The organism is Vibrio sp. M250220 (genome assembly GCF_036533795.1).
In the GTDB taxonomy this organism is placed as follows: Bacteria; Pseudomonadota; Gammaproteobacteria; order Enterobacterales; family Vibrionaceae; genus Vibrio.
The window spans coordinates 1-18,013 of record NZ_JATABI010000061.1 but is presented as its reverse complement, the minus strand read 5'-3'; the positions used below and the strand labels follow the sequence as shown (position 1 = coordinate 18,013).

At 43.8% G+C, this 18,013-nt stretch carries 15 protein-coding genes and 4 pseudogenes; 7 read left to right on the top strand and 12 right to left on the bottom strand.

Annotation, left to right across the window (positions count from 1 at the left end; all coding sequences use genetic code 11):
- On the top strand, positions 1 to 1,010 hold a 1,010-nt coding region (locus QTN94_RS17740; protein ID WP_331428405.1), incomplete at its 5' end, for a methyl-accepting chemotaxis protein.
- 52 nt (positions 1,011 to 1,062) lie between these two features.
- Here QTN94_RS17740 and QTN94_RS17735 read toward each other — a convergent pair.
- Positions 1,063 to 1,500, bottom strand: a complete 438-nt coding sequence (locus QTN94_RS17735) for an RNA-binding S4 domain-containing protein (protein ID WP_331428404.1) — start codon at positions 1,498 to 1,500, stop codon at positions 1,063 to 1,065.
- 107 nt (positions 1,501 to 1,607) lie between these two features.
- Between QTN94_RS17735 and QTN94_RS17730 the strand changes: the two genes are divergently transcribed.
- Together QTN94_RS17730 and QTN94_RS17725 are read left to right on the top strand one after the other, a co-directional pair.
- A complete protein-coding gene (locus QTN94_RS17730) occupies positions 1,608 to 2,393 on the top strand; it encodes a substrate-binding periplasmic protein (protein WP_331418462.1) in 786 nt (261 codons plus the stop codon).
- 152 nt (positions 2,394 to 2,545) lie between these two features.
- Complete coding sequence (locus QTN94_RS17725; RefSeq protein ID WP_331418463.1) at positions 2,546 to 3,178, top strand: response regulator transcription factor; 633 nt, start codon at positions 2,546 to 2,548, stop codon at positions 3,176 to 3,178.
- Here QTN94_RS17725 and QTN94_RS17720 read toward each other — a convergent pair.
- A complete protein-coding gene (locus QTN94_RS17720) occupies positions 3,159 to 4,049 on the bottom strand; it encodes a LysR family transcriptional regulator (protein ID WP_331428403.1) in 891 nt (296 codons plus the stop codon). The two genes, QTN94_RS17725 and QTN94_RS17720, sit on opposite strands and share 20 nt — an antisense overlap.
- A 698-nt stretch (positions 4,050 to 4,747) precedes the next feature.
- Between QTN94_RS17720 and QTN94_RS17715 the strand changes: the two genes are divergently transcribed.
- A complete protein-coding gene (locus QTN94_RS17715; protein WP_331428402.1) occupies positions 4,748 to 6,052 on the top strand; it encodes an insulinase family protein in 1,305 nt (434 codons plus the stop codon).
- A gap of 72 nt (positions 6,053 to 6,124) precedes the next feature.
- Here QTN94_RS17715 and QTN94_RS17710 read toward each other — a convergent pair whose 3' ends face one another.
- From QTN94_RS17710 to QTN94_RS17685, 6 genes and pseudogenes are all read right to left on the bottom strand, one after another.
- A complete protein-coding gene (locus tag QTN94_RS17710; protein ID WP_331428401.1) occupies positions 6,125 to 7,717 on the bottom strand; it encodes an ABC transporter ATP-binding protein in 1,593 nt (530 codons plus the stop codon).
- 2 nt (positions 7,718 to 7,719) lie between these two features.
- Complete coding sequence (locus QTN94_RS17705) at positions 7,720 to 8,754, bottom strand: ABC transporter permease (RefSeq protein WP_331428400.1); 1,035 nt, start codon at positions 8,752 to 8,754, stop codon at positions 7,720 to 7,722.
- A complete protein-coding gene (locus tag QTN94_RS17700; protein ID WP_331428399.1) occupies positions 8,754 to 9,842 on the bottom strand; it encodes a microcin C ABC transporter permease YejB in 1,089 nt (362 codons plus the stop codon). Before QTN94_RS17700 ends, QTN94_RS17705 begins: the two co-directional genes overlap by 1 nt.
- Positions 9,843 to 9,853: 11 nt before the next feature.
- Positions 9,854 to 11,668 (bottom strand): extracellular solute-binding protein, encoded by a 1,815-nt coding sequence (locus QTN94_RS17695; protein ID WP_443088806.1) that lies wholly within the window; start codon positions 11,666 to 11,668, stop codon positions 9,854 to 9,856.
- Between the two features lie 218 nt (positions 11,669 to 11,886).
- Positions 11,887 to 12,198 (bottom strand): annotated as a pseudogene (locus QTN94_RS17690) (DNA mismatch repair protein MutT); the annotation flags it as partial.
- Between the two features lie 12 nt (positions 12,199 to 12,210).
- Positions 12,211 to 12,678 (bottom strand): GNAT family N-acetyltransferase, encoded by a 468-nt coding sequence (locus tag QTN94_RS17685; protein ID WP_138972593.1) that lies wholly within the window; start codon positions 12,676 to 12,678, stop codon positions 12,211 to 12,213.
- 165 nt (positions 12,679 to 12,843) lie between these two features.
- On the opposite strand from QTN94_RS17685, the pseudogene QTN94_RS17680 reads away from it, so the two are divergent.
- A pseudogene (locus QTN94_RS17680) lies at positions 12,844 to 13,026 on the top strand (2-hydroxyacid dehydrogenase); the annotation flags it as partial.
- A gap of 48 nt (positions 13,027 to 13,074) precedes the next feature.
- Here QTN94_RS17680 and QTN94_RS17675 read toward each other — a convergent pair.
- The gene (locus QTN94_RS17675) at positions 13,075 to 15,435 is read right to left on the bottom strand and encodes a Lon protease family protein (protein WP_331417089.1); all 2,361 of its coding nucleotides are present in this window, start codon (positions 15,433 to 15,435) and stop codon (positions 13,075 to 13,077) included.
- Positions 15,436 to 15,641: 206 nt separating this feature from the next.
- Between QTN94_RS17675 and QTN94_RS17670 the strand changes: the two genes are divergently transcribed.
- Positions 15,642 to 16,136 (top strand): hypothetical protein, encoded by a 495-nt coding sequence (locus QTN94_RS17670; protein ID WP_331428406.1) that lies wholly within the window; start codon positions 15,642 to 15,644, stop codon positions 16,134 to 16,136.
- A gap of 13 nt (positions 16,137 to 16,149) precedes the next feature.
- Positions 16,150 to 16,608 (top strand): annotated as a pseudogene (locus tag QTN94_RS17665) (ATP-binding cassette domain-containing protein); the annotation flags it as partial.
- A 202-nt stretch (positions 16,609 to 16,810) separates the two neighbouring features.
- Here QTN94_RS17665 and QTN94_RS17660 read toward each other — a convergent pair.
- The 3 genes and pseudogenes from QTN94_RS17660 to QTN94_RS17650 form a co-directional block, all read right to left on the bottom strand.
- Complete coding sequence (locus QTN94_RS17660; RefSeq protein ID WP_331417090.1) at positions 16,811 to 16,981, bottom strand: hypothetical protein; 171 nt, start codon at positions 16,979 to 16,981, stop codon at positions 16,811 to 16,813.
- On the bottom strand, positions 16,971 to 17,273 hold the full coding sequence (locus QTN94_RS17655) for a hypothetical protein (protein ID WP_331417091.1): 303 nt from the start codon (positions 17,271 to 17,273) through the stop codon (positions 16,971 to 16,973). Before QTN94_RS17655 ends, QTN94_RS17660 begins: the two co-directional genes overlap by 11 nt.
- Positions 17,274 to 17,383: 110 nt before the next feature.
- Positions 17,384 to 17,866 (bottom strand): annotated as a pseudogene (locus tag QTN94_RS17650) (substrate binding domain-containing protein); the annotation flags it as partial.
- Positions 17,867 to 18,013 lie beyond the last annotated feature (147 nt).

Sequence of the window (18,013 nt, the reverse complement as noted above, 5' to 3'; positions counted from 1 at the left end):
ATGTATTGGTCAATCGCCGCGTGGTAAAACCGATAGACCAAATGGCGACCTTATTGCAACAAGTCGATACCAACTCTGATCTCACCCTTCGTGTCGATGATAAGAGCAATAACGAACTCGGCATCATTGGGAACACGATTAACAAATTCCTAGAGAGCTACGCGAAAACCATCAGCAAAATCAATCAAGTTAACGCCACTATTTCGACCATTTCGCAGTCGATTCAATCCATCACTCAACGCAACATTGATATGGCAGGCCAACAGAACCAAGAAATGGAGATGGCGGCGACAGCCATGGAAGAGATGACCACGGCGTTATCCAATGTTGCCGAGAGCACCAATATGGCCGAACAGTATGCAGGGAGCGCGGAAAAAGAAGCATCGACGAGTAAAGAAGTGTTTGATAAGACGTCCAATGAATTCACTCAACTAGAGGGAGAATTCTCTAACACCTCACATATCATTCAACAACTTGCCGAAGAGTCAAATAATGTCGGAAATGTTCTGGAGGTGATCAAGGCGATAGCCGAGCAGACAAACCTTCTGGCGCTCAATGCGGCAATCGAGGCGGCGCGCGCCGGTGAACAAGGACGAGGTTTTGCAGTGGTTGCCGATGAAGTTCGCTCCCTAGCCCAGCGAACCCAAGACTCGACGGGAGAAATCGAAAGCATCATCTCAACACTACAAGAGAAAGCCAAAGAGTCGACCGTCACGATTCACAGCAGTGCTAACAAAATGCAGTCGACACGTTCAAACATGAGCGTTGCCAATGAAGCCCTCAGTACTATTCAAGGCTCGGCGGCAGAAATACACAAGCTCAATACCTCCATTGCCGCCGCCACTGAAGAACAACTCGCCGTCAGTGGTGAAATATCTGGTAATTTGGCCAACATCAAAAACCTTTCGTCTGACATGAGCGAGGCAATCAACCAGCTACAACCGATTGTTGTCGACTTGCAGCAAAACGTCGAAGATCTGAATCAAGTGATAGCCCATATTCGCACTTGATTGCTCAACGATTTCTATTTTGAAAGGGCCCTGTGGGCCCTTTACTCATCAATCAAACCTTAAAAAAGTCGATTGAGGAACGTCCGTTACCGCTTTTTTTCGCAGGTTTAGACTCTGCCTTTTTCGCTTTATCTTTGTTTTTTGGCGTTTTTTTACTCTGGCTCTTTGGCTGAGACTTAAGTGGCTGCGGCACTTTTTCGACCTTAGCTGGCTTCTCTTGAGGTTCTGTTACAGGCGCATCACAGATCACGACATAGTATTCCTGATTGAATTCAAACAAATCACCGTCATACATCTTACGACGTTTGCGAGTTTCCAGCTCACCATTTACCGCAACATAACCTTCCGCTATCAAGTGCTTTGCTTCACCACCGCCACCAACAAGGTTAGCGATTTTAAACACTTTATACAGCTCAATTGGCTGTGACGATACTTCAATACCTATCGCTTCAATTTCGATTTCTTCGCCCTGCTCGTAATCCTGGCTCATACCATACCTTGCGGTCATTCACTAATAAAAATGAAAGTCTAATCTCTCAGCGGCGATAAATAAACTAAAGTTAACTATAGAAAGAACAACGCTAAGGTGATGTCGTCTTGAGATGGCTAATAATCGCTCTTTTAAGCAACGCCTGTTGGGCATACTATCCGCCTACTTCCGTAACTGTTTACGGCGATGACTCATACCCACCATACAGTTATTCGGTCGATGGTGAGCTTAGAGGAATCTACGTGGATATTCTATTAGCCGCTTTTGAGAGAATGCCGGAATATCGAATCAAAGTTTCACCCGTTCCTTGGAAAAGAGGGTTGAAGTTGTTAGAAACCGGAGAAGGGTTTGCGCTTTTTCCCCCTTACTACTACCCAGATCAACGCTTATACATCTCTCCTTACTCACACCCAATCCTTGACGAAGAAGTCGTGGTTTACTGTCAGCCAGATCGTGTAAAAGACCGGCAACTCAATGTCTGGCCTGATGATTACCTTGGTTTAACCGTCGGCGTAAACGATTCTTTCGCGTTAGGTGGAAATGAATTCTGGCAACAGGTTAAAAAAGGAACCATTAAACTTATCGAAGCCAAAGGCAATCGCAACAATGTCCTCAACCTGTATAAGAATCGTATTGACTGTTACTTAAACGATCGGCTGTCAATTCTTTGGGAAGTCAAGTTGTTACGTGAAGAAGGCATCATTAATTCCTCCTGGAAAATGCAATTAGGTAACTCTGTGAGTAGTGAACAAGGCTATGTTGGATTCACCAATCAATCGCCAGATAAATACCCTTACAAAGATGAATTTATTCAACAACTTAACACCATTATCACATATCTCAAAGAGGATGGAACCATAGATGAGATCCTCAAAAAATATTTAGAGCTATAACGATTAATTGACTTAACTAACCCTGCCATGACAGTTTTTCCGTACAGGAAAGTGTCGCTTTCCCCCTTTTCCGTCAGTTATATCTTACATTAGCGCCATCGGATTTGAAGGCACGGAAGCATCATTGATTAGAATAACAGCGAGAAAGTAAAATGATGTCCTCAACTCATACGTTAGTGATTGATAGTCAACCAATTATGCGCGAAGCGCTATCTCAACTGCTTTACGAGACCATCCCAAATGTGCAGGTTTTGCAGGCACCTTCAGCAACGTTTGCAATACAGTTGGTCAGAAATCATAACATTAATATGGTGGTGCTTGATGTCGATCTTGAAGGCTCTGATGGATTCGAATTTGTAAGACGCGCACGAGCATATGGATACACTGGACGCATTTTATTTGTTTCGAGTAATAAGCATCCGATGTATTCAGAAACAGCAAAATCGTTAGGGGCTAATGGTTACGTCTCTAAATTAGAAAACACTCTAGTGCTCAAAGAGGCTGTGCTAAGCGTATTACGCGGCCATTCTGCATTCAAAAAAACAGATAACCTTAAGAAGCGCAATACCACTTTGTCAAAGCGAGAAACCGTTGTATTCAATTATCTGATTAAAGGCTACAGCAACAAGAAGATCTCTGAAATGCTATCACTAAGCACAAAAACCATCAGTACTTATAAGGCAAGAATTTTAGATAAATATAAGGTCGATTCCATTGTAGAGTTGATGCGAATTCAACAACACATCCATATCGACCTTAATGAAACTAGAAAAGATGCTGCTTGACCTTAGACGCTAAGAGTTGATGGAGCGGATTACCATGGTTGACCAATTTGTAATTGGCAACCACTGACGGCGGATGCTCCATCTGCAAATGATCAGGTAGCACAGTGACGCAATATTTTTCATGCAACTGAGTGTGGTTTGTATAAGGGAGCAATGTTGCGCTCTCAGTACACTCAAGAACATCAAATAAACAGGTGATATTATCTACCGTCGCAAAGGTGTTGATTTCAATTCCCTGCTCTTCCAATGCTTTGTTTGTCACCGCTTTGGTATCTTGCCAACCTTTCATCTCCATCATGATATAAGGCATACGCAGCTTTTCTTCTAATGACCTGTCTGCATACGGCTTGGCACAAATAATTGCCCCTTTGTATTTGCCTAAGTGATGCTGAAAAATCGTTTTGGTTAGCTCTTCGTTGAAGTACTGAACCCCGATATCCAACCGTTCATCAAGAATGTCAGTGATCGATGTTTCATTCCAAGTAGTGATATTGATCTTAGCCTTGGGGAAGATCTCTATGAGATCCAGCAACAAGGCTTTTCCCACCAATGACTGGCCTAGACTGGGTAAAGCTATCGAAATACTTTTATCATATAAGGCAGGGTTAAACTCTTCACGCTGTACCGCCTCATTGATCATATCAAGACCTGCGGTAATTTTAGGCAGCAAATTGGTTGTATATTCGGTCGGTTCGAATTCAAACGCCCCTCTGACGAACAGCGGATCGCCTAGTTGCTCTCTGAGTTTGGCCAAATACTTGCTCACCGCACTTTCTGTTTTCCCCAGTTCTTTAGCAACCAGTTTCAATTGACGGTGTTTATCAAGCAGAGGAAGTACTTTAAGGAGATTAAGATCAAGCTGTGATTTCATAGTGTATCCAGTGCTCCAATGCAGACTCTTCGACCAAACTGCAATTAGGTCTCTATCTTGTATTTATCCGTCAGTATAGCGAGGAAAAATCATAAAAACAGCTACTTATGTTCTCTGCATAGCGCCTATTTGTAAAATAAAATGGGGTCTTTTCAGCAAACAAGCCTGTATTTTGCCATCACTAGCATGCCATTAATCAAACTGTCACTACTTTTTTTGGTTATGTTGCCAACGCAAGCCAACGTTTTTGATCTATTGACAATTATTGCGAGCCATCTGCTAGAGATTCATCTTAATTTCATGTATTACTGAAAATATGCGTAAGAAAGAATTTTTATAGAATATAGATTTGACCGAGAAATTGTCTTATAGGTAACTAAGCCACAGATGTCACAATCAATGAAAAGCATCAATCCGCGTCCTAGAATAACACTTGTCTCAGAGATTAGTGTCGAAACGGCTGAGTCAGATTCACATCAGCCGAGCATATTCAAGAAGATGAGTCTCGTGTCACCGTAGAAAATCTCACCGTTTTAATAATGAGATGTTCCATTGCCTCGCAGGATCGCGATTCACTGGCAGCGACGTGTTACGAAGCTCAGCTTCGAGTTCATGGATAGACATACACGGAGTCCGATGTTATTACATCGAGCTCTCAGGACACAGAGATATCAAATTCATTGTTTCTGGAGTAATAAGTGTCTAATTCGATTTGTACTTTGTTCAGTGCAGCTCTATCTGCATCTTTAATGTTTTCGCCAGTCGCTTCTGCTGCAAGCAATAGCCCGCTATGGTTTGAGCACACAGATATTCAACTACCAGCTCGCACTTCAGTCGCGCAGTTGGAAAACGGCCTACGTTACATCAGCCTACCGACCACCAAGACCAGCGACGAAGTGTCGATTCGCGTACGAGTGGGATCTGGGGTTGCACAAGAGCCGGCCGACTACCCACTAGCAAGAATTACCGCACTGAACTCCATTTCAGGTACAGACTGGCTTGCAACCTCTGGTTTTCAGCAAACGGTATTCAGCCTAGATCTTGCTCATGGCACCGATGCAGACATTGGTCGTGCGCTTGACCTGATTCGCTCTGGGTTAACAACACAGATCCAAACATCGCAAGTTTCAGAATTACTGGTGAAAGGTCAATCGTCGCTAACAGATATTGACCAAGTTATCGCAACAAAACAGTTACAGCCGTTGGCGGTTGATCAGCACTGGTCAGCACTCGATGCGGAAACTTTGGCCGATACCCCTCTGTCCTCAGTGCATGATTTTCAAGCTCAACAATATATACCGCAGAACATTACTGTGGTCATTGCTGGTGCGGTTAGTCCTCGCTCAGCAGCGAATCTGATTGACAAAAGTTTCGCAGACTGGAAAGCAAACAAGAGCTCATCAACTCACTCTCTAGCTGCCTTTACCGCCACGCCAGTCACGGCTCAGTCTGTCGCCAATGATTCTTCAGTTTCAATCAGCAGCTTGAAGTCGGTTCATAACCAAACAGACAGCAAAGCGTTAAGAAAAGATATGCTGATTGCAACCTTAGCCAATAAGTTGCTTGAACAACGTATTGAGAATGCATTGCAACAGCAGCACTCATTAGCCAAAGTTGTGGTTGATAATCAGCTTGTATTTAACCATAAGCTGCTCTCTCAAATTCGATTAACGGATCTAGACGTTAATGAACGCAGCAAGGCACAACAAATCGTACAAGCAGAAATTAAACGTGCCATTGCCAGTGGTTTTACTCAGACCGAGTATGAAATGGTGGTAAGCCAAGTTCGTGAACAGCTACAACGTCAAACTCGTCGACAAAATGCAGATTACACCGCGCAACAAGCTGATCGTCTGATCGAAGCAGTCAACTCTGGCTCAGTCTATACGGCACCGTCATACGATCTTGACCTGCTCAACTTCCATGTAGCTCATCTCAACGAGTTGGATGTGAGTAAAGAGCTGGCAAAAATCTGGTCTCAAGATGATGCTGTGATTCTTTAATCACAATTGCCCAATTGATGAACAAAGCCGCCAATTATGGCGGCTTTTTGCTAACAGCTTATCTAGGGAAATTCATAAACTCGACAACTCAACTAGATGGCGGGTGTATTCCTGTTGTGGATGACTAAATAGAGCCTGCGTCTCTCCTTGCTCCAGCACGAGTCCTTGCTTCATCACAATGGTGTAGTGACACAAAGATTTCACGACATTGAGATCATGGCTAATAAACAGGTAGGTCAGATGATATTTTTCTTGCAGAGATTTTAACAGATCAAGCACCTGAGCTTGCACCGTTCGATCCAGTGAAGAGGTCGGTTCATCAAGTAGAATAAACTCTGGCTTCAAAATCAGCACGCGTGCAATCGCAATACGTTGACGTTGCCCCCCCGAAAATTCATTGGGATAACGGTAACGAGTTTCAGGATCAAGATCCACCTCTCTCATCACTTCGCATATCAAGGCATCAATTTCTGATTCGTCATATTGCTGATGAACTCGTAAGCCTTCACCAATAACTTGAGCAACCGACATCCTTGGGTTGAGCGCAGAAAACGGGTCTTGGAAAACCACTTGCATTTTACTGCGGTAAGGGAGCATACCTTTACGATCCAAACCTTGTAATTCGCGCCCTTGATAAGAGATTGAACCTTCAGATTTTATCAGCTTTAGGATTGCCATTCCTGTGGTCGATTTACCCGACCCGCTCTCCCCGACAAGTCCAATAGAATAGCCCTTTTTAAGGGTAAAATTCATATCGGTGACAGCTTTAATATGTGAAACCACCCGTTTAAAAATGCCACCAGTGAGTGGAAACCAAACCCGCAACGATTTGACGTTCAATAGAGGCTCTGCGTTGTCGTCAACGTTTGCCGGCAAACCTCTCGGGTCAGAGTTAATCAGTGTCTGAGTGTATGGGTGCTCTGGGGCACTAAATACCTGTTGGCACTCCCCGACCTCAACCAATGCGCCATCTTGCATCACAGCCACTCTGTCTGCAATTCGCTTTACAATGCTGAGGTCATGAGTGATAAACAACATCGCCATCCCTAACTCTTGCTGGAGCTCTTTCAGCAAATCAAGTATCTGAGCTTGGACGGAAACATCCAGCGCGGTTGTTGGCTCGTCGGCAATGAGCAGTTCAGGTTCATTGATTAGCGCAATTGCAATCATCACTCGCTGACGTTCACCGCCAGAGAGCTCGTGCGGATAGGACAAAATCTTTTGCTCTGGATGGCGTATTCCTACTTTTTCTAGCCATTCAATCGCCAGCGGTTCTGCGTGACGGGTTCTCATCCCCCGGTGGATTGAGAGGGTTTCGACTAACTGCTTGCCAATTTTATGCAGCGGATTTAGCGATACCATTGGTTCTTGAAAGATCATGCCAATGCGCCCACCACGAATGCCTCTAAGTTCACGTTCAGAACACGAGAGAATATCGACACCATTAAAGTCAATTGAGCCATTAAGGTAATGAGATGAGCCTTTAGGCAGCAGCTTTAACACTGAGTTGGCGGTCACCGACTTGCCGGAACCACTCTCGCCCACCAGCGCCAATGTTTCCCCTTTACGGATAGATAAAGAGACATCGTGAGTCACTTGCTGAATGCTATTTTTTTGCCCAAAGCCCACCGACAGATTCTCAATGGTGAGTACCGTTTGATTCATGGTTATCTTCCTTGATGGTGAGGGTCAAAGGCATCACGTACTGCTTCGCCAATGAAAACAAGCAGGGTTAGCATCACCGACAGTACAAAGAATGCAGAAAAGCCGAGCCACGGCGCTTGCAGGTTTGCCTTACCCTGTGCAAGTAGCTCCCCCAGCGAAGGAGAGCCTGCCGGTAACCCAAATCCCAAAAAGTCGAGCGAGGTGAGTGTCGTGACTGAACCAGATAGAATAAACGGCATCATGGTTAGCGAGGCGACCATAGCATTGGGTAACATATGACGGAGCATGATACGTTTATCATCGACACCCATCGCCTGCGCAGCGCGAACATAATCAAAATTGCGGCAACGCAGAAACTCCGCCCTAACGACACCAACCAAACTCATCCAACTGAAAGCCACCATGATGCCTAACAACCACCAGAAATTCGGTTCAACAAAGCTTGAGAGAATAATCAGTAGAAATAAGGTCGGCATGCCTGACCAAACTTCGATAAAACGTTGACCAAATAGGTCGAGCCAACCGCCGTAATATCCCTGAGTTGCCCCGACCGCAACACCAATGATGCTTGAAACGATCGTTAATACAAATCCAAACAGCACCGAAATGCGAAAGCCATATATCACACGGGCAAGGACATCTCGTCCTTTGTCATCGGTTCCAAGCCAGTTAACGCTATCAGGTGCTGAAGGCACACTACCATCAATATTGAAATTGATAGTATCGTAGCTAAATCGAATCAACGGCCAAACAATATAGCCCTTATCCTCAATCAATTCGATCACATAGGGGTCGGTATAATCGGCTTCGGTTTCAAACTCACCGCCAAATTCAGTTTCAGCATATTGATTGACGATCGGCAAATACCACTGGTTGTTGTACTCCACCAGCAAGGGCTTGTCATTGGCAATGACTTCAGCCAATAAGCTGATCACAAATAGCGCTGTGAATATCCACATCGACCAGAAGCCACGTTTATTGGCCTTAAATCTTTGCCATCGCGCCTGATTTAGCGGGTTCTTACTACGACGAAACATCAACGTGCCTCAAAATCAATTCGTGGGTCAACCCAGGTATAGGTCAAATCAGAGATGATGCTCAGCACAAGACCAAGCAATGTCATTATGTACAGTGAGCTGAATACAACTGGATAGTCCCGTTGAATGGTCGATTCAAAGCCAAGCAAACCAATCCCTTCCAACGAAAACATGACTTCAATCAGCATCGACCCAGTAAAGAAAATACTGATAAAAGCAGCAGGAAAACCCGCGATGATGATCAACATAGCGTTGCGAAAGACATGTTTATAAAGGATGTCACGCTCATCGAGACCCTTTGCACGTGCTGTCACCACATATTGCTTGTTGATTTCATCAAGAAACGAGTTTTTAGTTAGCATGCTCAAGGTGGCAAAACCACCTATCACCATAGCGAAGATAGGTAAGGCCAAATGCCAAAAGTAATCGGCAATCTGTTGATACCATGTCAGTTGTTCGAAGTTACTCGATACCAGTCCTCGCAGTGGAAACCAGCTAAAGTAATTGCCGCTGGCAAATAGGATAATCAAAATGATCGCAAACAAAAACCCCGGTATCGCATAGCCGATAATAACAACAGCACTCGACCAAATATCAAAACGGCTACCATGATGAATCGCTTTAAGAACACCAAGAGGAATGGAGATTAAATAGATAATCAACGTACTCCATAAGCCTAACGATATCGAAACGGGTAACCTTTCGACAATTAGGTCAATGACATTACCGCCCTTAAACAAACTTTCACCAAAATTGAACGTAGCGTAGTTTTTAAGCATATCAAAGTAACGCTCATGGATCGGTTTATCAAAGCCGAACTGTTTTTTTAGGGCTTCGACGACTTCAGGATCTAGGCCTCTAGAACCTTTATATCCGGTAGATCCCGCTTCATCGCCGACACTGAGTTCCACTTCATTTCCGCCACCTGAAAAGCGTTCCATAATGCCTGAGGAGTGCCCTTCTAATTGAGCTATCGCCTGTTCGACAGGACCGCCGGGAGCAATTTGTATGATAAAAAAATTAATGGTAATGATCGCCCAAAGCGTGGGGATCACCAGCAACAAACGTCTGAATATATACGCTGCCATTATTCCCTCATCTATCGACGTTTTTCAGGTAGCAAAGCCGCTTTTGACTCTGATACCCACCAAGTATCAACACCTAAATCATACTTAGGTAAGATCTCTGGACGTTCAAACTTGTCCCACATCGCCACTCGATACTTGCTCACATACCACTGGGGGATGATGTAAAAGTTCCATTGCAGCACACGATCCAAGGCTCGACCTAGAGGGAGTAACCCCTCTGAATTCTGCTGATTTTTAGCGATTTCCATTGTAAGGAAATCCACCACAGGGTCGGTGACACCAGCGGTGTTATACGTCGAATCGATGTAGTTCGAGTTCCACACAATCATCAGATTCGGGCTTGGATATGGGTTAGCGCTGTAAGATGAGGACACCATATCAAAGTCACGGTCACGAAGTCGCTTAATGTATTGGGTGGTATCAACGGTACGTATTTTCATATCGATACCCATACTCTGTAAGTTTTTTTGGACTGGTATCGCAATTCGTTCCGTGGTTGGACTGTAGATCAGCAACTCAAAGGCCATAGGCTGCCCCGTTTCTGAGTTCGTCATAACCTTGTTTTTTAGTTCCCAGCCCGCTTCTTTGAGTAGCGTAAAGGCCATCCGCATCTGAGTCCTAATACGACCAGAACCATCGGTCACTGGTGGCTGATATTCTTCAGTGAAGACACGTTCAGGCAACTTATCTTTAAACGGAGCAAGTATCTTCTGCTCGGCTTCGGAAGGTACACCTTTCGCTTCATAATCCGTATTTTGGAAATAACTGCGTGTGCGACTGTATTGGCTGTAGAACATGTTCTTGTTCATCCACTCAAAGTCCATCGCGTAGTTGAGCGCCTCGCGAACTCTAGGGTCACGAAATACGTCACGTTGAGTGTTAAATACAAATGCTTGAGTGCTCTCTGGTTTTTGATGAAGGATTTCTTGCTTGGTAATGTACCCTTTATCAAAGTTGACACCCGTGTAGGAGTTAGCCCAAAACTTAGCCGAGGACTCTAATCGAAAATCAAACTCCCCCGCTTTAAATGCCTCAAGCATAACCGTGTCGTCTCGGTAGTAATCATATTGGACCTGTTTAAAGTTTTTGCGCCCAATGCTGACAGGAAGATCAGCGGCCCAATAGTCATCAACTAAACTGTAAGTGACACTCTGGCCTGATTTGTAATCGGTAATTTTGTATGCTGCACTGCCCACTGGAGGGGTAGATAGCGGCTCTGATAAGTTCTTGTCACTCCAGAAGTGTTTGGGCAATACACGAGTGCCCTGAGCAAAACTGAACATCTTTTCACGATTTGGCGTCGCCATTTCGATCCTGACTGTTAAATCATCTTTTGCCGTAACGGATTTAATATCTTGGTAGTAAATACGGTACTGAGGGGCGCCTTCGGACATGAACTTATCGAACGTAAACGCGACGTCATGAGCGGTAATTGGCTTACCATCATGAAAACGAGCTGCTGGGTTAATATCTAACTCAAGCCAGCTGTAGTCATCGGAGTAACGAACTTTTTGTGCGATCAATGGGTAGTATGAGTCAATCTCATCACTAGGAGAAAACATTAAAGTGTCGTACAGCTCGCCACTGGCGGCTGCGGGTACGCCTCTCGACGCAAAGCGATTGAAGTTATCGTAAGTTCCGACTTGACCATAGGTCACTTTGCCATATTTGGGCGCATCCGGATTAACATAGTCAAAGTGCTTAAAGTCTTCCGCGTATTTCGCTTCTCCAAATCCCACTAGCGTCGTGGTTTCGATTATTTTGGCATAAGATCCAAAGCTCGCTGTTGTGGCAACCAGTCCACCTAGTACGAAGCGCATCAACATCTTCATATACTAATCCCTTAGTCGTTATCCGAATCGCTGTGTTTACTATAATATTAATTAGTATTAATAATTCAATTACTTGGATAAGTATAGAAAGAATATGAGAATTCTGTGCGCTAAATTGTATGCTCATTATGTTAACTCACTAATAGCTAACAAAGAGAAACAACTTTTCAGCGCCTAAAAAAGCCTGCATGTGCAGGCCTTGGGAGATGAGCTTAAAGCATTTCTTTGACGATTAAGTGAAGTAAGAAGGTTTCTCGTTCAATACTCAAGCCCTTTTTAGGGCTTTCGGCCATTGTCTTCTCATTGTGAGCGATAGCGTCGTGAATATTTTTCCAGACAGCTTTCATGCCATTGTTGATTTCATAATCTTCGTAATTGGTTTCGCCTAACTCGCGGTCAATTTTGCAACTGTAGCAATGTGAAATCATATGAACGATGTCCGCATCCTCTTTATGCCAAGGACGAAACTCTTCATAGATGCCGAACGGTTTGATGGCATGAATGTTCTGTGCGCCAGTAGTCTGCCGACATAACCCCTATAGAGGCATGAACATTATATGCTGTGGTCCCGCAGCGCCGCCCAGATATAATTGATTGCTATCCTTGAAACCATTGTTAACATAGCACTGGTACGCTGGCGTATTTTTGCAATTAACGGTTAGATAAACAGCGCCAAAATTAGGATATTGTTCACTGAGATATCCAGCCAACTTCGACATCGACTTAGCGCCAATTCCCTTGCCCTGAGAACCACTATCGATTAAAAATGCGCGAAATCCAACGGCATCAGAGGGTGAAAAATCGTAATTTTGCCCATAAGTGGTATCAATGAGAAAAATACCAACAACCTTCTCTTGTCGCCAAACTAAATGGGGATGAACCTTGTCATCTGCATTAAGTAATATTTCTTCAATAGTGCCGACATAAGGAAGCTGCTCTTTCTCTATCCTCAGGTTCATCACTTGTTCCAAATCACTGCTTTTCATCGGGGCTAGTTGGATCATTTACTCTCTCGCTTCCACTATATCTATCCATTCGAACTATATATATCAACTATTTAAATCATTTAGCAAGCAAACAAATCCCCCAGAAAATTCGTGGTTTATTTTCATGTGAATTAGGTATTCAATAAGTGCTGTTACTCTCCTTTTCTCTTTTGAGAGGTTTGATCGAATGACGTCATTGTTGACGATGTCTTCCGCCGTTTATCTGCATGCCATAACGTACTTTTCATCGGTCACCAGGCATTCTTGACTCATGAAGCCCTTGGCAATATTGCCGAAACAACACTGGGAAATATTGACGCATTCGCGAAAGGCGTTGCCTCAGGTAATGAAGTGATTGAACTTTAAACCCATCTAAACGAAAGAGCCCATTTGTGGGCTCTTTCTTCTCGTTATTTACTTACGCAATGCATTGATTTTCGCCTGTGCGATACCAAAAACGGTATCTATTGGGTAACTGCCCTCATCACTCGGTTCACCAGCTGGCTTGCCGGTAAACAGTTCTATTGCCTCGGTGACATGGTCTATCGCCCAGATGTGGAATTCACCTCGTTCTACCGCCTTGACGATATCAGGTCGCAGCATCAAGTTATGCATGTTAGAGCGAGGGATAATCACACCCTGCTGATTGCTACGTCCTTTGATGGTACATACATCAAAGAAACCTTCGATCTTTTCGTTTACACCACCAATAGGCTGAGACTCACCAAACTGGTTCATTGAGCCAGTAATGGCGATATCCTGCCGGTTAGGTTGTTTGGAGAAAGCCGATACCACCGCACAAAACTCAGCCATACTCGCGCTATCGCCATCAACGCCACCATATGATTGCTCAAAAGTAATGGTGGTACTCAATGGTACTTTCGCCGTTTTACCAAAGACAGAGGACAAATAAGCGGTCAGGATCATAACGCCTTTTGAGTGTATGCTTCCGCCGAGATCAACGCTGCGTTCAATATCTATCACTTCGCCGTCACCGTAGCAGGTCGTGGCGGTGATTCTGTTTGGTGCACCAAACATATACTCACTGGTGCTCAGCACCGACAAGGCATTCACCTGCCCCACTGCCACACCTTCAGTGTGAATCAAGGTTGTACCGTTGATAAAGCTTTCCATTACACTGTCTTTCAAACGACTAATGCGCAACTCCTGATTCGCCAGTGCCTCTTCGACGTGGCTTGAACGAATCATGTTCGAATTAGCCTGTTTCGCAACATAGTTCGATTCACGCAGCAAATTAGCAATATTGGCCGAATGAAGCGAAATTTTAGTCTGATCGCCCACCAGTCTAGAGCTATGTTCAATGATGCGAGCAATCGCCTTACGGTCGCAGTGAAGCATGCCATTATCATTAACCACACTAGAGATAAAACGTGCATACTGAAGTTCAGAATCCGCATCGCGTTTCATCTCATCTTCAAAGTCTGCCGTTACACGAAATAGCTCACTGAACTCCGGATCATAATGTTGTAGCAACTGATAAGTGCGGTAGTCGCCAAACAGAATGATTTTAACATCAAGCGGTATTGGTTCCGGATCCAAAGAGACGGTACCTGTCAGTGTCACCTCTTTCTCTAATGATGTGAAACTTAGCTGACGAGCCCGCAATGCGCGTTTTAATCCATCCCAAACATAGGGTTGCTCTAGCACTTTTTGTGCATCCATTAGCAACACACCACCGTTTGCCTTATGCAGGCTGCCCGGACGAATAAGTGAGAAATCTGTGAAAACCGTTCCTTTGAAGGTTGCCGTTTCAATGTAACCAAACAGGGTGTGGTAGTTAGGGTTCTCTTCTACCACAATAGGAAATTCGCTACTCTTACGGCTTACTAGAACATTAACCTTGTATCGACGTGGTAATTTCTTATCCAAAGAGGCACTCGCAACTTCCCCTTGCTCAGCGCTCTGTTCTAGGAAAATATCCGCGTTTTCAACAATATCTTGCTGAAGTTCGGTTAAGTAACTCTTGATCGCCGGATAACCAGAATAGTCCTTCTTCAACTGTTTGATAAAGTGGGTAATCACATCGAGAGTCACTTCATCGTTGAGCTTCTTAATCTTTTCCGTGTACGCTTCTTCCCATTCAGTGAGCTGACGAGCCATAGTTCTTAATTTGACCTCAAGCTCGTCGATGGTCTCACCAAAATACTCTTGCTCTTTCTTGCTCAGCGCATCAAAACTCTCTTCGTTGTGAAGCTCTTCACCGTTCATCGCCACAAACTGATAATCACCCTGAGTCGTGATGGTCAAGCTAATGCCCTTGGCTTTGGCATCTTTGGTGATAACTTCTAGTTCTGCTTCCTGCTTTGCTGCAAGCTGATTCTTCAACTTATCTGCCCGGCTGTAATAGAGTTCATTGTCAAACGCTAATGGCATAGCATTGACCAGCTTAGACATCAGTTTTTCGATATCTTGCTTGAGTTTGCTACCTACACCGCATGGCAGTTTAAGGACACGTGGTGTACGAATGTCCTCAAAATTGGCGACATAACACCAATCGAACAAAGCGCTTTCATCATGCTGATGGCGGTTAAGATAACGCAAAATCATCGTTCTCTTACCTAAACCATTTTGGCCAATAGCATAGATGTTATAGCCCTTCTCTTTTATCGACATCGCGAATTCGACGGCTTTTTGAGCTCTCTCCTGACCTACAATCTCATCGATAGGCGCCAACTCTTTTGTCGACTTGCTTTGCAATTTTTCTAACTCAGCGTGTAGATATAGCTGATTGGCTTCAAGTCTTTGAATCGTCATCACTCTATCCTTATTGTTATGATTTTATAAAATCTAGTTTAGGCTAGATTCATTTATAATTTAGTGACTTACAACTAATTCATGTCTAAGTGCTTATTTTTTCGCCATTCGAGATGCAAAACAGACAATTAAATGATAATTATTTGCATTAGTTAATGAGTTGTATTTAAATGCTAAGCTTATTACTGACTGCGGAGTATTTAGACATGGATTTGCAGCAATGCTGGACGCATTATCTAAAAGCACAACAATTGCTAGAGCAAGGACACTGGCCAGAAGCCCACTACCTTTATGAAATCGTCCTCACTCATTTACCATCACACCTGCAAAACGCGTTGGGGAGTGAAGACACTAAACCCTGTCAGTTTAGTTGCTTAATCACTGGATTAAGAGATGCCGCAGTCTCGCAGTCAGAGATTCTCAACAAGATGGGGCAGCATCAACAAGCGTTTGATCTTCTCAACCAGACTTATGCTCACCTTCAGTTTGTCTCTATCGAGTCTTTTGAACTGGTTTACGCCACTCAACACATCATCCAGATTCAGTGTGAAGATCTATTGCGTCACATAGGCGCATTTTGCAGTGCTCAGCGCAGCGCTCAATGGATGCTGGAGTTTGAGCATGTACAAAGAGCACACCACTATTTCTCGACACTGAAACAGCACAACACCGCGATGGAAAGCGCTTACTGCATTAATTAATAAGGAAATTATAATGTCCATGATGCCGATTCTTGAGGTTCGTAACCTGTCAGTTAGCTTCACCACCAACGATGGGATGGTTGATGCGGTAATAACATCAGCTTTGACTTATTTCAAGGCGAAACTCTTGCGATTGTGGGTGAATCCGGTAGTGGGAAATCCGTTTCAACCAACGCTTTAACGCAGTTGCTGCCAAAGAATGCTTTAGTTCACTCCCAATCCAGCATTGTGTTCGAGAGTCAGCAGTTGCTCGATAAGTCTGAACAAGATATGCAGGACATTCGGGGAAGATCGAATTGGCATGATTTTTCAGGAACCAATGACGTCACTTAACCCATTTATGCGTGTCGGAATTCAAGTTGCTGAAGCCATACTCTGTCATTGAAGCGTCAGTCGCTCTCAGGCTAAAGAGAAAGTTCTCGAACTGTTTGATTTAGTTCACTTAACTAACCCTCAAAGCGAATACACCAAGAAGTTAATTGCCGCCTCTTTTGAACTGGAAGATTCAACTCATGCAGCCTAAACTAAAATAATTCGGTTTGGCCGCCGACGAAAAGCCGACGCAAGGATGCGTCGGCGTTTTTTATTGACGTATAAGAAATCGAGCAACCCAACGTTTATGAGTCTTATTTTTTCATACCTCGATGAACACTTCTAAATATAACGAACATCAATCAATTAAAGTCAATATCGTTTCTCTGTGCTAGTTCTTCATGAAAGCGTTCTATTTTCCGTCTAATTTCGTGTTTGACGGGCTGCCGTTTGGACTCAATATTATTTTTCAATGCTCGTTCGACAACTTCATATAGCAATAACACTTTGTCATCAATATCATCAGTTTTCATCTTTCCCCCTCAACTCAATCGCTTGCTCTTGCAGCTTCTTTAGCTCAGATAGCGACTTGTGTAACAGTGAGAGTTTGGTAGTAAGTTCTGATAAAATCATCGATAAAGCTAAATCACTAGTAGGGGCGCTGTTAAGCATTTCATCGATAATTTTCTGCTGTTCAAGTACACACTTCTTGTTTTTCCAGTCGACTCTTTCTGAGGAAATATATTCAGAAACAACTTCTCCTCGGTACTTTTTAATTTCGCTATCAGTTTTATCTGACAGTTGAGCCTTAAATACATCATCCATAAACGCCCCCAGAAAATAATCATGTAGCCATCATACTAATGGGTGTATGAATAATGATGCAATCTATCAGAAAAAAATCCTACTTTTCGTACAAAAGCAGGAGCATGTATTTAGAAATAGTGTGAGATAGCCAAATATCGAGTTCGAATATGTTCTATTAACAACTTTACTTTATTAGGGGGCTGTCGGGTAAACGGGTAAACAGCATAAATACCCAATCTCTTTCCGACTTGTTCGGGGAACAGATCAACTAACTGTCCGTTACGTATATCGTGATACACCAAGCACCTAGGTACGTAAGCGATACCATGCCCACCTAACGCTGCTTTTCGAAGTGCAGTCGCGTTATCCGTTGAGAAACTACCACTGACTCTCACAATATAATTGTCATGCTGAGCCTTAAACTCCCACTCGCTCGCTCCGGTCGTTTGATAGGCGTATTGAAAACAATTATGCCGAGTGAGATCTTGCGGTTTAATAGGCTTGCCATTACGAGCAATGTAAGACGGTGACGCACAAACTACCCATTGTGAATCTAAAATGTGGCGTGCGATTAATGACGAATCTTCTAAATAGCCCGTTCGAATAACTAAGGGCGTTGTTGCCTAAATCAGTTGAACCTTTTTCGAGTCTTGCGATCTGACCCTTTATGATGGTTAGAGCGGTGGTGGTATGGGTAAGGCAAAAAAGAAGATAACTAACTGGGCGGAGTACAATAAGGCTCTGTGTAAACGGGGCTC

What these genes read in the sequence shown, in the direction of transcription:
- QTN94_RS17735 (WP_331428404.1), bottom strand. Translation starts at nt 1,500, where the DNA reads ATGAGCCAGGATTACGAGCAGGGCGAAGAAATCGAAATTGAAGCGATA.
- QTN94_RS17725 (WP_331418463.1), top strand. Translation starts at nt 2,546, where the DNA reads ATGATGTCCTCAACTCATACGTTAGTGATTGATAGTCAACCAATTATG.
- QTN94_RS17720 (WP_331428403.1), bottom strand. Translation starts at nt 4,049, where the DNA reads ATGAAATCACAGCTTGATCTTAATCTCCTTAAAGTACTTCCTCTGCTT.
- QTN94_RS17710 (WP_331428401.1), bottom strand. Translation starts at nt 7,717, where the DNA reads ATGAATCAAACGGTACTCACCATTGAGAATCTGTCGGTGGGCTTTGGG.
- QTN94_RS17705 (WP_331428400.1), bottom strand. Translation starts at nt 8,754, where the DNA reads ATGTTTCGTCGTAGTAAGAACCCGCTAAATCAGGCGCGATGGCAAAGA.
- QTN94_RS17700 (WP_331428399.1), bottom strand. Translation starts at nt 9,842, where the DNA reads ATGGCAGCGTATATATTCAGACGTTTGTTGCTGGTGATCCCCACGCTT.
- QTN94_RS17695 (WP_443088806.1), bottom strand. Translation starts at nt 11,668, where the DNA reads ATGTTGATGCGCTTCGTACTAGGTGGACTGGTTGCCACAACAGCGAGC.
- QTN94_RS17685 (WP_138972593.1), bottom strand. Translation starts at nt 12,678, where the DNA reads ATGATCCAACTAGCCCCGATGAAAAGCAGTGATTTGGAACAAGTGATG.
- QTN94_RS17675 (WP_331417089.1), bottom strand. Translation starts at nt 15,435, where the DNA reads ATGACGATTCAAAGACTTGAAGCCAATCAGCTATATCTACACGCTGAG.
- QTN94_RS17670 (WP_331428406.1), top strand. Translation starts at nt 15,642, where the DNA reads ATGGATTTGCAGCAATGCTGGACGCATTATCTAAAAGCACAACAATTG.
- QTN94_RS17660 (WP_331417090.1), bottom strand. Translation starts at nt 16,981, where the DNA reads ATGAAAACTGATGATATTGATGACAAAGTGTTATTGCTATATGAAGTT.
- QTN94_RS17655 (WP_331417091.1), bottom strand. Translation starts at nt 17,273, where the DNA reads ATGGATGATGTATTTAAGGCTCAACTGTCAGATAAAACTGATAGCGAA.